Annotated in this window: 12 protein-coding genes; 9 read left to right on the forward strand and 3 right to left on the reverse strand. The window is 70.6% G+C overall.

Going from position 1 to position 14734, the window contains the following annotated elements; translation table 11 throughout:
* Positions 1 to 309, reverse strand: a 309-nt coding sequence (locus B0293_RS06445) for a metallopeptidase family protein (RefSeq protein ID WP_245820065.1), incomplete at its 3' end; no start/stop codon positions are given.
* A gap of 116 nt (positions 310 to 425) precedes the next feature.
* Here B0293_RS06445 and B0293_RS06450 point away from each other — a divergent pair.
* The 6 genes from B0293_RS06450 to B0293_RS06475 all read left to right on the forward strand — a co-directional run bounded on the left by B0293_RS06450 (position 426) and on the right by B0293_RS06475 (position 5546).
* On the forward strand, positions 426 to 779 hold the full coding sequence (locus tag B0293_RS06450; protein ID WP_073848429.1) for a DUF3499 domain-containing protein: 354 nt from the start codon (positions 426 to 428) through the stop codon (positions 777 to 779).
* A gap of 71 nt (positions 780 to 850) precedes the next feature.
* On the forward strand, positions 851 to 2206 hold the full coding sequence (locus tag B0293_RS06455; protein ID WP_005150816.1) for a phosphomannomutase/phosphoglucomutase: 1356 nt from the start codon (positions 851 to 853) through the stop codon (positions 2204 to 2206).
* Between the two features lie 52 nt (positions 2207 to 2258).
* A complete protein-coding gene (locus B0293_RS06460) occupies positions 2259 to 2480 on the forward strand; it encodes a Trm112 family protein (RefSeq protein ID WP_005150815.1) in 222 nt (73 codons plus the stop codon).
* Positions 2464 to 3555, forward strand: a complete 1092-nt coding sequence (locus B0293_RS06465) for a hypothetical protein (protein ID WP_005150804.1) — start codon at positions 2464 to 2466, stop codon at positions 3553 to 3555. The genes B0293_RS06460 and B0293_RS06465 overlap by 17 nt, the downstream gene beginning before the upstream one ends.
* A gap of 70 nt (positions 3556 to 3625) precedes the next feature.
* Positions 3626 to 4849 carry a mannose-6-phosphate isomerase, class I gene (manA, locus tag B0293_RS06470; RefSeq protein ID WP_005150800.1) on the forward strand — a complete coding sequence of 408 codons (1224 nt, stop codon included), beginning with the start codon at positions 3626 to 3628 and terminating at the stop codon, positions 4847 to 4849.
* Positions 4850 to 5036: 187 nt separating this feature from the next.
* A complete protein-coding gene (locus B0293_RS06475; RefSeq protein WP_005150795.1) occupies positions 5037 to 5546 on the forward strand; it encodes a hypothetical protein in 510 nt (169 codons plus the stop codon).
* A 41-nt stretch (positions 5547 to 5587) separates the two neighbouring features.
* Here the strand turns inward: B0293_RS06475 and B0293_RS06480 are convergent, their stop codons facing one another.
* Entirely contained in the window at positions 5588 to 8605 is a 3018-nt protein-coding gene (locus B0293_RS06480) for an AfsR/SARP family transcriptional regulator (protein ID WP_005150794.1), read from the reverse strand.
* Positions 8606 to 8747: 142 nt separating this feature from the next.
* Here B0293_RS06480 and B0293_RS06485 point away from each other — a divergent pair, with 142 nt between their 5' ends.
* From B0293_RS06485 to B0293_RS06495, 3 genes are all read left to right on the forward strand, one after another.
* Positions 8748 to 9665: a cation diffusion facilitator family transporter gene (locus B0293_RS06485; protein ID WP_005150791.1), complete on the forward strand. Its 918-nt coding sequence runs from the start codon at positions 8748 to 8750 to the stop codon at positions 9663 to 9665.
* 188 nt (positions 9666 to 9853) lie between these two features.
* Complete coding sequence (locus B0293_RS06490; RefSeq protein WP_005150789.1) at positions 9854 to 11374, forward strand: amino acid permease; 1521 nt, start codon at positions 9854 to 9856, stop codon at positions 11372 to 11374.
* 223 nt (positions 11375 to 11597) lie between these two features.
* Positions 11598 to 12299 carry an LPXTG cell wall anchor domain-containing protein gene (locus tag B0293_RS06495; protein WP_005150787.1) on the forward strand — a complete coding sequence of 234 codons (702 nt, stop codon included), beginning with the start codon at positions 11598 to 11600 and terminating at the stop codon, positions 12297 to 12299.
* Between the two features lie 67 nt (positions 12300 to 12366).
* Here B0293_RS06495 and B0293_RS06500 read toward each other — a convergent pair whose 3' ends face one another.
* Positions 12367 to 14661 carry a hypothetical protein gene (locus B0293_RS06500; RefSeq protein WP_052014259.1) on the reverse strand — a complete coding sequence of 765 codons (2295 nt, stop codon included), beginning with the start codon at positions 14659 to 14661 and terminating at the stop codon, positions 12367 to 12369.
* Between the last annotated feature and the right edge of the window lie 73 nt (positions 14662 to 14734).

Consider the following 14734-nt stretch of genomic DNA (forward strand, 5'->3'; position numbering starts at 1 on the left):
GTAGAGGACGATGCGGGCGCGAGTCGGGAGGCCGGCGCGGTCGACGCCGGCGGGCACGAGCCGCGAGAGCGGGACGGCCCCGTCGTGCAGGACGCCGTCCACTCCGGCCGGTGCGCCATCCGAGCGAACTTCGGGAACGTCGTCGACGGCGACGTCGAGCTTCGTCAGCTCGTGCCGCCACCGCGCTTCGATCGGTTCGAGCGCGTCCAAAACCAGCGCGTCGAACCTTTCCGCCCTGCTAGCGGCGGCGGGAAGGGTCGACGGATACAGCGCTCCACGCAGGCCCCGGCCGTGCCGGTCCCGGCGCATCCGCCGTCGCTGTCGGGAATCACGAGCCGTCGCCACGCACCGAAGGGTACGCGCTCGGCGATTCAAAGCGCGTGTCGCCGGTACGCCGGGCCCGCGACGCGCTATCGTTCTCGATCGTGCGGAGCGTACGAAAGTGTTCGCGAACGGGTTGTCTCGAACCCGCTGTCGCCACGCTCACGTATGCCTACAGCGATTCGACGGCCGTAGTGGGCCCTTTGGCCACCGCGAGCGAGCCGCACTCCTATGACCTCTGCGAAGCCCATGCCCTGCGGCTCACCGTGCCCAAGGGCTGGGAAGTCGTCCGGCACGAGGGCGCCTTCGCCGCCCCCGATCCCTCCGCCGACGAGCTGACCGCGCTGGCCGAGGCCGTGCGCGAAGCGGGCCGTTCGGACAAGCCCGCGCCGGAGCCCGAACCCGAGGGTCCCTCCGGCAGGCGCGGCCATCTGCGCGTGCTGCCCGGCCGAGCCTGACGCGAGGGCTCGCCGGTAGGCTTTCGAGCGCGCCAGAGGGCGTTGAACGAGACTATCGGCGGGGAGCAGGCGTGCCAGACCTTTCGGGCATCGTGAAGGCCTACGACATTCGCGGCGTTGTCGGTGAGCAGCTGGACGCGGCCCTCGTACGCGACCTCGGCTCGGCGTTCGCCCTGCTGATCAAGCCGGAGTCGGACTCCGTCGTGATCGGCCACGACATGCGCGACTCCTCACCCGAGCTGGCCACCGCGTTCGCCGACGGCGTGACCTCGCAGGGGCTCGACGTCGTGACGATCGGCCTCGCCAGCACCGACCAGCTGTACTTCGCGTCCGGCTCGCTGAACCTGCCGGGCGCCATGTTCACCGCCAGCCACAACCCGGCGAAGTACAACGGCATCAAGCTGTGCCGTTCGGGCGCGGCCCCGGTCGGCCAGGACTCCGGTCTCGCGGAGATCCGCGACACCGTCGAGCAGGGCGTGCCCACCTTCGCGGGCCAGCGCGGTTCGGTGACCGAGAAGGACGTCCTCGCGGACTACGCGACGTACCTGCGCAAGCTCGTCGACCTGTCGGGCAGCCGTCCGCTGAAGGTCGTCGTCGACGCCGGCAACGGCATGGGCGGCTACACCGTCCCCACCGTCTTCGCGGGCCTGCCCATCGAGGTCGTGCCGATGTACTTCGAGCTCGACGGCAACTTCCCGAACCACGAGGCCAACCCGCTCGACCCGAAGAACATCGTCGACCTCCAGGCGAAGGTGCGCGAGGAAGGCGCCGACGCGGGCCTGGCCTTCGACGGTGACGCGGACCGCTGCTTCGTCGTCGACGAGCGCGGCGAACCGGTGTCGCCGAGCGCCATCACCGCGCTGGTCGCGATCCGGGAGCTGGAGAAGGAGCCGGGCGGCACCATCATCCACAACCTGATCACCTCGAAGGGGGTCCCGGAGATCGTCGCCGAGCACGGCGGCAAGCCGGTGCGCACCCGGGTCGGGCACTCGTTCATCAAGGCCGAGATGGCCAAGACGGGCGCGATCTTCGGCGGCGAGCACTCCGCGCACTACTACTTCCGCGACTTCTGGCGTGCCGACACCGGCATGCTGGCCGCGCTGCACGTCCTCGCCGCCCTCGGCGAGCAGACTGGCCCGCTGTCCGAGCTGACCGCGGAGTACTCGCGCTACGCGGCCTCCGGCGAGATCAACTCGACCGTGGACGACCAGGTCGCGCGCATGCTCGCGGTCAAGGACACGTTCTCCGCGCGTGACGGCGTCGAGATCGACGAGCTGGACGGCCTCACCGTGCAGCTCCCCGGCGGCGGCTGGTTCAACCTGCGCCCGTCCAACACCGAGCCGCTGCTCCGCCTGAACGTCGAGGCCGCCGACGCCGAAGCCGTCCGGGCCCTGACCGAAGACGTATTGGCGATAGTCCGTGGGTAACGAATGTGGCGTGAAAACACACATAGAGATGTCCCACAGGTAGGGAGTTACCATGGCCGTCACGCTTGACGCACAGTTGCTGGAGATCCTGGCCTGCCCGTCCCCCGACCACGCACCGCTGCGGACGGGGACGACGGCGGATCCGGAGGCCGACGCGCTGACCTGCACGGAATGCGGTCGGGTGTATCCGGTCCGTGATGGAATCCCGGTACTGTTGCTGGACGAAGCCACCGAGCCGACGACCCCGGATGGCGCCCATGCCGACGGTCCCTGACGATTCCCTGCTCGACGATCCCGCGCGGTTGGCCGAAGCCGACACCGCGGGGCTTCTCCGCGCCGCCGCGATGGCGGGCGCCCAGGTCCGGGCGACCGCCGAGGCCGCGGCCGAACTCGAGCTGAGCGATCGCCTGGACGTCGGGCGCCCGCGCTCGCTCGTGCTGATCGACCGGCCCGGTGTCAGCCGGACGCTGACCCGGCTGGTCGCCGCGCTCCTGACGCCGTCGTGCCCGGTGCCGGTGGTCGTCGCCGAGGTCGTGCCGAGCTGGATCGGCGCGCTCGACGTCGTCTTCGCGCACACCGACGACGCCGGTGACCGTGAGCTGGCCGCCTCGCTGGAGCGCGCCGCCCGGTTCGGCGCGAGGGTCGTGCTGTCCGCGCCCGGCGACGGCCCGGTCGCGGCGTCCGTCGCGGGCAAGGGGCTGCTGCTCGCGCCGAGGATCCCGGTCCCGCCGGAGATGGCCTTCCCGCGTGGGCTCGCCGCGGCCCTGCTCACCGCGAACGCGCTCGGCCTGCTGGTGGCGGACCTGGAGCAGCTCGCCGACCAGCTCGACGCGGAAGCCGAGAAGGATTACCTGGCCAGGGACTCGTTCGCGAACCCGGCCAAGGCGCTGGCGCTGAAGCTGGCCGAGCGGCAGCCGCTGCTGTGGGGGCTGGACCCGGTCGCGGTCGCCGTCGGCGAGCACGCGGCCCACGCGTTCGCAGCCCACGCGGCCGTCGTCTGTGACGTGGAGGACTACCGCCAGGCGCTGGCCAGGCCCGCCTTGCGACGGGCGGCGTTGTCCGGGGGCGTGGAACGCGATATCTTCGCGGACCCGGAGGAGGGGGCCGGCGCGACGCCGAGGGTGTTGCTCCTCTCGGTTCGGACGGGACCGGCCACGGAGGCGGCCCGCTATCAGGCGGAAGACCTGCTGCCCGGTGCGGATGTGATCGCCCCGGCCGAAGAGATCGAAACGGACGAGATCGTGCGTGCGGCCGTTCTCTCGCTGCGTTTCGAGCTGGCCGCGGTCTATCTCGGACTGGCCGTCGGCAGCATCGGCGGCGCCGGGAGGTACACGCCTGCAACGGCGTGAGCCCCGCGCGCGACGTAAGAAATGAGGGCCGGCACAAACAACCCGTGCCCGGCGAGGAGTTGAGGTGACAGTGGAGCTGCTGCGCAATGCCGTGCGGCCCTACGCGTGGGGGTCCAGAACGACGATCCCCGAGCTGCTGGGGCGTCCGGTGCCGGCGCCGCATCCGGAGGCGGAACTGTGGATGGGCGCCCACCCGGGCGACCCGTCCCACGTCATCGGCCCGGACGGCACCGAGCGGAGCCTGCTGGAGCTCGTCGAAGCCGATCCGGTCGGCCAGCTCGGCACGAGCTGCGCGGGCCGCTGGGGCGGCAGGCTGCCGTTCCTGCTGAAGATCCTCGCGGCCGAAGAGCCGCTTTCGATGCAGGCGCACCCGTCGGCCGCGCAGGCGGCGGAGGGGTACGCGCGTGAGGAGTCGGCGGGGATCCCGCGCGACGCGTCGAACCGCAACTACCCGGATCCGACGGCGAAGCCGGAACTCGTCTGCGCGCTGACGGAATTCCACGCGCTGGCGGGCTTCCGCGACCCGGAACGCACGATCTCGCTGCTGAAGGCGATCGAGACGCCGGGGCTGGCGAAGTACGCGGTGCTGCTGGAGGCCCAGCCGGATCCGGCCGGGCTGCGCGCGCTGTTCACCACCTGGATCACCCTGCCGCAGGCCGCGCTCGACGAACTGCTGCCCGAGGTCCTCGATTCGTGTGTGAAGCACGTCCAGGAGCGCGGCGAGTTCGACGTCGAATGCCGGACCATCCTGGAACTCGGCGAGTCGCATCCGCGGGACGCGGGCGTGCTCGCGGCGCTGCTGCTCAACCGGCTCACGCTCAGCGCGGGCGAGGCGATCTACCTGCCCGCCGGCAACCTGCACCTGTACCTGCACGGCACCGCCGTCGAGATCCTGGCGAACTCGGACAACATCCTGCGCTGCGGGCTCACGCCCAAGCACGTCGACGTGCCGGAGCTGCTGCGCGTCGTCGACTTCGCGTGCGGCGAGATGCCGGTCCAGAGCGGGGAACGCGAGGAGCGCCTGTCGGTGTACCGCACCGACGCGCCCGAGTTCGAGCTGTCGCGGATCGAGTGGGCGGCCGGGGACGACGGCGAGATCGCCGTCCACGACGTCGGCCCGCAGATCCTGCTCTGCACGGCCGGTGGCCTGCTGGTGACGGCCGACGACGGCGAGCAGGTCGAACTCCGCCGCGGCCAGTCGGTGTGGCTCCCGGCCGCCGATCCCGCCGTCTTCGTGCGGCCGCTCTCCGGCGAACGCACCCAGGTCTTCCGGGCGACCGCCGGCACCTGCTGACGTCTCACGCGTTCAGTCCTCTGGACGCGGTACTTGCGCGCGCAAGGATCGCATCCAGAGGACTGAACGCTTGCCCTTGGCGAAGTGTGTGCGTTCCGTGTGGCGGGTTCCGCGACCATCATCCTTACGGGTGACCCGGCGATTGTCGTCGGCTGCTCCCGGATGACGATGGCCGAGGAGAGCAGCAGTGACTTCCCATCCCGACGCGGTGAGCGGACGCGCCTACCGGGTGCCGGTTCCCGTGCGCCCCGCCACCCTGCTCGCCGCGCTCGGAATCGCCGTCGTGACCGCGCTCGTCCCGGTCGTCGACCTGGTGCTCCCGCTGCCGGACGGCCAGGACCTGGCAGGTTCGGCGCCGGCACTGGCGGGGCTCGCGGGTGACGCGATCGAGTCCGTCAAAGCCGCGGGTGCCGGCCTGCAGGACCTCGCCGTCGACGCGGAAGGCAGGTTGAACCTCCCGCTGGTCGTGCTGATCACCCTCGGCGCGCAGGTGCTGCTCACCGCCGCGCTGGTCGTGAGCGGCTCCCAGCCCGTGCGCGTGATGCTGACCGTCGCCGGGCTGATCAACGTGTTCGCGGTCGCGCGGCTCGAACCGGCGTCGCCACCGGTGTGGGACGCCGCCGCCAACGGCGTGCTGGTGATCGCGCTGGCCTGGTTTTCCGCCCAGCGGCGCGAACCGCTGCTCGGAGCACGGTGACTTCCGGGTGGTGCTCGTCTGAGGGGTCGGGCACCACCCGGTCAGGCCGAGGCGGGTTCGGTGAGCGACAACAGCAACCGGACGAGGGTCGAAGCGTTGGCGTCGTGGGGGACTTCCAATCGTTTCGCCTCTTCACCCGCCGCCTCGGCCGCCTCTGTTTCCCCGACGGCCTCGTACGCCCTGCGCAGCACGTGCAGGGTGAGGCCCGTCGCGGGTTTCCCGCCCATGGCGCGGAATTCGTCGAGACACCTGTGCAGCACGGGAATCGCGCGGCCGGCCTGGCCGTCGCCGATCCAGCTCGCCGCGATCGCGCGCGTGCACGAAAGCTCCCGCGGCCGTTCTTCGAGCGCGTCCGCCAGCCGCCGCGCGTTCTCGTAGGCCTTCACCGCGTCGGCACGCCGCCCGGCCCCGGCGAGGATCGCGCCCTGCGTGCGCAACGATTTCGCCAGTGCCGATTTCGCCGTCGTCCGGCGCAGCACCCGGACCGATTCCTCGATCGTCTCCCGTGCCTCCTCCTCACGGCCGTCGAGCATCAGCGACCACGAAAGTCCTTGCAGGGCAACGCCGAGCTGGCGTTCGTCGCCGCTCTCCCGCGCGTGCGCGAGGCTCCGGCGATCGATCTCCAGCGCCTCGGCGACCTTGCCGAGCCGGTGCAGCGCGGCGGACTCCGCGTGCAGCGCGTACGGCCCCGGCCCGGTTTCCTCCACAATGGACAGTTCACGGGCCTGGGTCGCGGCGTGCAGGGATTCCCCGGCCCTGCCGAGACCGACGAGGCAGCGCGCCAGATTCGTCTCGACCCACGCCTGCGCGGAAACGTCACCCAGCTCCGCCAGCTCCTTCGAGCATTCGCGGTACCCCTCGACGGCGCGTTCGTACTCGCCGCGGACGTGCAGCAACACCGTCAGGTTCGCCTCGGCGACGACCGCGATGTGCCTGTCACCGGCTTCGAGAGCCGCGTCGCGCAGGATCTCGTACGCCGTCCGCATGTCGGTGTAATGACTGTGCAGGTACAGGTACGCGCTCAGTCTTTCCAGTATCCGCAACGCTTTTCGCAGCCAGCCGACCGCGCACATCGACGAGACGGCGGAGACCAGGTTCGCCCGCTCCACGGAGAACCAGGTGCCGGGATCGCGCAGCAGCCGCTCGACCAGCTCGCCGGACAGGGGCTGCGCGGGCAGGTCCTGATCCGACAACGGCATCGGCACCGTCCTCGGCAGGCGGCGGGCCGCCGTGTCGGCGAGGCACAGCGCGGCGTCCGACAACTTCGCGACGGTGGCGACCCGCTCGGCGCGGGTTTCGAGTCCCCGGCCGAGTTCCGTGGCGTACACGCGCACGAGGTCGTGCATACGGAACCGTTGCTCACCTGTCGGATCGAGACCGGTGGCTTCGAGCAGGCTGGCCTCGACGAGTTCGTCGATGGCCTCGTCCGCTTCTTCGTCGGCGCTGTCGTTGACGAGGGCCGACACCGCCCAAGCGGGAAGGTCGAGCGTGCGGCAGCGGCCGATCAACCGGAACGCGCGCCGCGCGGACGGGCTCAGCGCTTCGTAGCTCGACGCGATGCTGCCGCGCACCTGGAGATCGCTGACCTGGAGTTCGTCGAGGCGCGAGACCTCGTCCTCCAGTTTCCCGGCGAGTTTCCCGAGCGGCAGGCCCGGCCGCATGGCGAGCCTGCTACCCGCGATCCGCAGTGCCAGCGGGAGATTGCCGCAGGCCTTGGCGATCCGTTCCGCGTCCGCGCGTTCGGCGCCCACCCGGTCCGGCCCGGCCAGCCGCTCCAGCAGGGTCATCGCCTCGGCGCCGGACAGCGGCGCCAGATGGAGGCGATCCGCCCCGGCGAGCCCGGACAGCCGCCGCCTGCTGGTGGCCAGGACGGCGCTGCCGGGCGTTCCCGGCAGCAACGCGCGGACCTGCTCGGGGCCGGCGGCGTCGTCGAGCACCACCAGCACCCGCCGATCGGCGAGACGGCCGCGGTACGCCGCCGCCCTGGCCGCGACGTCGTCCGGGATGGCGGGACCGGTGACGCCCAGCGCGCGCAACAGGTCGCCGAGGACGTCGGCGAGGTCGCGAGGGGTCGAGGAGGCGCCCGCCAGCGGGACGAACAGCTGCCCGTCCGGGAAGGAGCCGCGGAGCCTGTGCGCGGTGCTGACCGCGAGGGTGGACTTGCCCGCGCCGGGCTCGCCGGTGATCACCGCGACCGGGACACCCGCGCCGTCGCCGAGCAGTCCGGAGAGCTTCGCGATCTCGCCCTCGCGGCCCGCGAGATCCGCGATGTCCGGCGGCAGCTGGCAGATCGGGAAGACCTGCGGCGGCCTGGCCGACGGCACCGGATCCTCGCCGCGCAGCACGGCGGCGTGCACACGGCGTACCTCGGCGCCGGGCTCCACGCCTAGTTCCTCGACGAGCGTGGTGCGCAGATCGCGGTGGACGGCCAGTGAATCGGCCTGCCGTCCGGCGCGGTGCAGCGCGATCATCAGCTGTGCGGCCAGCCGCTCGCGCAGCGGATGTTCGGTGATCATCGCCTGGAGTTCGCCGGTGAGCTCGCCGTGCCTGCCGTCGGACAGTTCGGCGTCGACACAGTCTTCGAACGCGGCGAGGCGTTCCGATTCGAGCCGGGCGATGTCCGCGTCGAGCCGGGGGACGTGCAGTCCGGACAGGACCGGCCCGCGCCATTCCGCCAGCGCCCGGCGATAGTGCCCGGCCGCCGCCGCCGGATCGCCCGCCCTCGCCGCCGCCTGCCCCGCCGCGACGGCCGCGCGAAAGGACAGCAGATCGAGGTCGGCGGGGTCGACCACCAGCCGGTAGCCCCGCGGGTCCCGCTCGATCTCCAGCCCCTCGAACCGCGCCCGCAGACGGGAGACGTACGTGTGCAGATTCGAGGAGTACGACTTCGGCGGCGTCTCCGGCCAAAGCGTCTCGACCAGGGCATCGACCGGGACGGACGAGTTCGCGTTCAGCAGCAGGACGGCCAGCAGGGCGCGTTGATGATCGCCGCGCGGCGCCGTGCGCCGCCCGGGCGGGCTCTCGATCGTCAACGGTCCGAGCACGCCGAATCGCGGCACGGGCACCTCCCAGGTCCTGAGAGGGGCGACACTAGCGAGGGGCTCCGACAATTCTGTGACCTGTCCCGCCCCGCGCGTCCGGGCTCATCTGCACTGCTAGCCTTCGAACCCGGCATATCGGGACACCATTCGGGAGTTGAACGTGTCTGCAGGTGGCGGAACCAAGGCGATCATCGCCGCGCTCGTGGCGAACGCCGGAATCGCGGCCGCGAAGTTCACCGGCTTCCTCATCACGGGGTCGTCTTCGATGCTCGCCGAGTCCGTGCACTCGCTCGCGGACACCTCGAACCAGGGCCTCCTGCTGCTGGGGCAGAAGACCTCGCAGCGCAAGGCGACCCGCGCGCACCCGTTCGGCTTCGGACGGGACCGGTACTTCTACTCGTTCATCGTCGCGCTGATGCTCTTCAGCCTCGGCTCGGTGTTCGCGCTGTACGAGGGCATCCACAAGATCGGCGAGCCGGAGCCGCTGACCTCGCCGCTGGTGGCGGTCGGCATCCTCGTGGTCGCGATCGGGCTGGAGTCGTACTCCTTCTACACCGCGATCCAGGAGTCGAAGAAGATCAAGGGCGACGCGGGCTGGTGGGCGTTCATCCGCCAGGCCAAGACCCCCGAACTGCCGGTGGTCCTGCTGGAGGACGCGGGCGCGTTGCTCGGCCTGGTGTTCGCGCTCGCTGGTGTCGGGCTCTCGGTCGTCACCGGCGACCCGGTGTGGGACGGCATCGGCACCGTGATGATCGGCGTGCTGCTCGGCATCATCGCGATCATCCTGATCATCGAGATGAAGAGCCTGCTGATCGGTGAGGGCGCCACTCCGGCCGACCTCGACACGATCGTCGACGAACTCGCCGCGGGCAAGGTCGAGCGGGTCATCCACATCCGGACGCTCTACATCGGCCCGGACGAGATGCTGGTCGCCGCGAAGCTCGCGCTGGTACCGGGGCTGGAGACCGGCGAGGTCGCGCAGGCCATCGACGACGCCGAAGCGCGTGTGCGGGCGAAGGTGCCGACGGCGAAGCTGATCTACCTGGAGCCGGACCTGGACCGCTCGCTGGCGCGCTGAGCCCGGCGCCGCCCGCTCCCCAGGTCCGGAAGCCATTCACGGCCCCCGCGACCGCCGATCGGCGCAACTGTCCGTACTCCGCCGATTACCGTCGCGACCTCCGGGTACTTCGTTGCTCTCCCACCGCGCTGCCGTCACGACCGGGCGATAAGGTCCGATGAACCGCAGTCAGGTGTAGGAGGTCAAGGGTGCCCGGAAACGGTCTGTGGCGTACGAAGTCCATCGAGCAGTCCATCGCGGACACCGACGAACCGGGGACCAAGCTCAGGCGGAACCTGAGCGCGTGGGACCTGACCGTCTTCGGCGTCGCCGTCGTCATCGGCGCCGGTATCTTCACGCTCACCGCGCGCACGGCAGGCGACTACGCGGGGCCGTCGGTGTCGCTCTCGTTCGTCTTCGCGGCCATCGCCTGCGCGCTGGCGGCGCTCTGTTACGCGGAATTCGCGTCGACCGTCCCGGTGGCCGGGAGCGCGTACACGTTCTCCTATGCCACGTTCGGCGAGTTCATGGCGTGGATCATCGGCTGGGACCTGATCCTGGAACTCGCGGTCGGCGCGGCCGCGGTGTCGAAGGGCTGGTCGGCCTATCTCGAAACCGTGCTCTCCTACATCTTCGGCAAGGGCACGAAGACGACGTTCGAGATCGGCGGTGTCCCGGTCGACTGGGGCGCCCTGATCGTGGTGCTGGTGCTGGCGACGCTGCTCGCCGTCGGCACGAAGCTGTCTTCGCGGTTCTCGATGGTGATCACCGGGATCAAGGTCGCGGTGGTGCTGTTCGTGATCGTGCTCGGCGTCTTCTACATCAAGGGCTCCAACTACACCCCGTTCATCCCGGACGCCCAGTCCGGCGCCGAATCGGGGGCCACCGGGGTGGACCAGTCGCTGTTCTCGGTGTTCGCGGGCAGCAGCAGTAGTTCGTTCGGCGTGTTCGGCCTGCTGGCCGCGGCGTCGCTGGTGTTCTTCGCGTTCATCGGTTTCGACATCGTCGCGACCACCGCGGAAGAGACCCGCAACCCGCAGAAGGCCGTGCCCCGCGGCATCTTCGGCTCGCTCGCCATCGTCACGGTGCTCTACGTCGCCGTGTCGCTCGTGGTCGTCGGCATGGTGAACTACAAGGATCTCGCCACTTCGGCGGGTGACGGCAGCAAGAAGACGCTCGCGTCCGCGTTCGCGGTCAACGGCGTCGACTGGGCGGCCAACATCATCTCCGTCGGCGCGCTCGCCGGTCTGACGACCGTCGTCATGGTGCTGATGCTCGGCCAGATCCGGATCATCTTCGCGATGTCGCGTGACGGTCTCATGCCGCGCGGCCTGGCGAAGACCGGCGCGAACGGGACGCCGAAGCGGGCGACCATCGTCGTCGGCGGACTGGTCGCCGTCGCCGCGACCTTCTTCCCGGCGGACAAACTGGAGGAAATGGTCAACGTCGGCACGCTGTTCGCCTTCATCCTCGTTTCCGCGGGTGTGATGGTGCTGCGCAAGACGCGACCGGATCTGCCGCGTGCGTTCCGGGTGCCGTGGGTGCCGCTGATCCCGATCCTGGCGATCCTCGCCTGCCTGTGGCTCATGCTGAACCTGACCGTGCTGACCTGGTTGCGGTTCATCGCGTGGATGGTGCTCGGCGTCGTCGTCTACTTCGTCTACAGCCGCCGTCATTCGCTGCTCGGCAAGAAGAACGCGGGTGAGAAGGCGGAGTCCGTATCGGACTGATCATTCTCGTTTCGGCGGCCCACCATTCCCTTGTGGATGGTGGGCCGCTTTGTCGGGGGCCCCGGTTTCGGTGTGAAATCGGTGTGCGATAGCGTCCGGGCTCTTGCCTCACCCTGACGGGTGAACGGGACTCGTGGAGAACACCGCGAGTCGACCTTCATCCCGCGAAAGAGGTAACCGCGCTTTGCTCGTTTGTCCCCCGATCGGTACAGGAGAGCTCTGAATGCAGATCATGTCCGGACGGCGTGTCCGTTCCGCTGTCACCGTCGTCGCGCTGGCGACGGCCGCCCTGCTCGGCGTCACGGGCACCGCGCTGGCGTGCCACTCCGACGACGACCGCGCCAAGCCGATCCCCGGCAAGGTCAGCAAGTGCGAGCAGGTCAAGGCCGGCGGCTCGGCCCTGTCCGATTCGGACTTCAAGTTCACCGGCGGCGTCGGTGAGCGGCAGCTCGACATCACCGGCGTCGCCGAGGGTGTCAAGGTGACCGCGATCGTCGTCCTCGGCGGCAACGACGGCTACAACGTCTACGAGCCGGGCAAGCGCAAGCTCGCCGAAACCCCGCCGTGGACCGAGCTGCGCGCGCCGTTCAACCGCGACAACACCAAGGCGAACATCGACAAGTGGTACGCGTGCGGCGAGAAGACCAAGCCGACCGAGCAGCCGAAGCCGAGCGAGCCGACGAAGACCACGACGGCCAAGCCGCCGACGACCGCTCCGACCACCACGGACAAGCCGTCGCAGACCTCCGCTCCGTCGAGCACCGCGGTTCCCGCCCCGAACGTCGGCGGTAACGGCGGCAACGGCGGTGGCCTCGCGGACACCGGTTTCGACAACGCCTGGCTGCTGTGGGCCGGTGGCCTGCTGGTCCTGGCCGGTGCCGGCGTCCTGGTCCTGCTGCGCGTGCGCCGCGGCAAGACCGACTGAAGCCTGCCCTAGTACATGAAGGCCCCCTTCCTTGCGCCAGGTGCAAGGAAGGGGGCCTTCATGTACTTCAGCGCATCTGCGGGAAGTCTCCGAACAGAGATCCCTGCTCGCCCCAAGGATTCTTCGCGCGGGGACGGCCGAGACCGGCGGCCATCGCGACGGCGTTGTCCCATTCGGCGTCGACGACGTAGTCCGTGTGCTTGAGGACGCCGGGCGACCAGCGGTGCCGTCCGGTCGGCCCGCGCATCGGGTCGGGTAGCCAGTGATCGCCGCCGAGCACCAGGACGCCCTGCTCGTCGGGTTCGGCGGCCAGCGGCCCGGTCCCGCCGCCGGGCAGGAAGCCGTCGCCCAGCAGTTTCCCGGACACCACGCGATGCCGCCATGTCGTGACGCCGCCGCCGAAGACGTCCGTACCGCGGCACAGCGCCCGCCAGCGGCCGCCGAGATCCTCGTAAAGCCCGGCCAGCTGCGCCTGCGGCAGCATCGCGGGGAACGCGCGCTGGTAGCCCCATTGCAGCGGTGAGCCCGCGGTCAGCAGGCCGACGCGTTCACGGTCCTCCGGCGGGAGATCCGCGATCACGCGCGCCGCGGCGAGCACGGTCAGCAGGCTGCCGAGGTTGTAGCCGGACAGCACGACCCGCGTGCCCGGATCGGCCAGGTGTTCCTTGACCCGGTCCGCGAGTTCCGGGACGACCTTGAGCGCGTAGCTCGGCGGCACGGTCGGATGGGCGGCACGCGGCCAGAAGCACACGAGGTCCGCCAGCGCGCCGAGGTGACGGCTGCGCGTGGGTTTCGTCGCGGCGGCGAACACGACGCGCAGCAATCCCGCCGCCAGCGCGCCCAGCGCGAACACGCCGATCGCCGAGATCGGCGTGAACCAGCTCGCGAGCGGGCCGAAACCGAAGCGCAGCACGAGGAGCGCGCCACCGCCCGCCGCCATCGCCAAGGCCACCGCGAGCGCGAGATGGTGCAGATGCTTGCGTTCCCACGAGGCGCGGGCCCAGACCCGGGCGGCTTCCTCTTCCTGCGCCTTGCTGATCTCCATCAGCGCGACGACCTCCGGGACGCCGCGCCGCAGCCGTCGCAGCGGGACGGCCACCGCGAAGCCCAGCAGACCGAGCACGAGCGCGAGCGCCAGCCCGGCACCCCACAGGACGGTCACCAGCACGTAGGTGTCGGGCAGCCGGAGATCGGTCGCGCCGACGAGTTGCCGCAGCGCGACCGCGAGTCCCGCGCCGAAACCACCGCCGAGAAGACCGGCGAGCGCGACGACGGGCGCCGCGGCCCAGCCGCCGAGCCAGGGCCGCAACCGTCGCGGCATGTGCTTCCAGGTCGAGCGGCCGGACAAGGCGGCCGGGATGAGGATCAGCGCGAACAGCAAGGTCACCAGGACCATCGACGCGCCCAGCGCCTCGACCGTCCCGTCCGCTCCGCCGAGCCCGCCGCCCGAAAGCCCCTCGGGTAGCGGTGTCCGGCGTACGACGGCGATCCCGACCAGCGCGACGGCGAACGCGATCAGCCCGCCCCGGATCACCGGTCCGGCCGAGAAACCGACCGTCGAGGCCAGCAGCGAGGCGACGGCGAGCGCCAGCGCGCAGATCCAGACGATCACGTCGAACGTCGTCGACGGCAGCCGGAACGGCCCGCCGAGCAACGGAAGCGCGACACAGGTCAAGGCGGCGACGGTGTGCAGCGTGCGCAGCCCCGGCGTCCGCGGCAGGTCCTGCGGTTGCAGCGGACTCGAACTGTGGGCGCGGTGCAGCCGGTTCCGCGACCGCCAGTCCGACGACGGGATCCGGTCGAGCACGAAGATCAGCACCAGCAGCGGGAGCACCCCGATCGCCGTCCGCAACGGCGCGAAGTCCCGCACGAACGACGGGATGCCGGACAGGCAGTCCGAACCGGGCGCGAGGCATTGCGCGGCGAACAGGTCGAGCGAGACCACCGCGAGCTGGCTGATCAGCAGCATCGTCAGCAGCAGCGAGGCCACCCGAAGCAGCCCCCGGCAGATCGCGCCGAGCGCCGCCGCGAACCGCTTGCCCTCCGGGACCGGCGGCAGCATCCAGTGCGCGACGTTCGCCAGCGAGAACGGGAAAAGCAGCGCCCAAGTCGCCTTCGCCGCGCCCCCCGAGGTCATCCCGCTCCACAGGTAGCCTTCGAGGATGCGCGGGATCGAACGGCCGAGCGCGGGCAGCACCGGACCGGGAGCGGGACGGCGCAGCCGGTCCGACGGCCGGATCAGCCTGCCGATCCCGTCGCCCGCGACGTCGACCACCGACGTCGAATCCAGCAGGCTTTCACCGCTCGTGCCCACTAGCCCGGGTACGCGTATTTCGACGACGCGGGTATCGGGACCCGGCATGACCACGGTGAAGGCCTCCAATCCGTTTCGGTGGGCTTTGAGCCGATAACGGTACTGTTCCGATGTCATCCAA

Source organism: Amycolatopsis azurea DSM 43854 (genome assembly GCF_001995215.1).
GTDB lineage: Bacteria > Actinomycetota > Actinomycetes > Mycobacteriales > Pseudonocardiaceae > Amycolatopsis > Amycolatopsis azurea.

Excerpts from the sequence above, each read along its gene's own strand:
- B0293_RS06460 (WP_005150815.1), top strand. The coding sequence starts at position 2,259 with ATGGCCGTCACGCTTGACGCACAGTTGCTGGAGATCCTGGCCTGCCCG.
- B0293_RS06465 (WP_005150804.1), top strand. The coding sequence starts at position 2,464 with ATGCCGACGGTCCCTGACGATTCCCTGCTCGACGATCCCGCGCGGTTG.
- B0293_RS06495 (WP_005150787.1), top strand. The coding sequence starts at position 11,598 with ATGCAGATCATGTCCGGACGGCGTGTCCGTTCCGCTGTCACCGTCGTC.
- B0293_RS06500 (WP_052014259.1), bottom strand. The coding sequence starts at position 14,661 with ATGCCGGGTCCCGATACCCGCGTCGTCGAAATACGCGTACCCGGGCTA.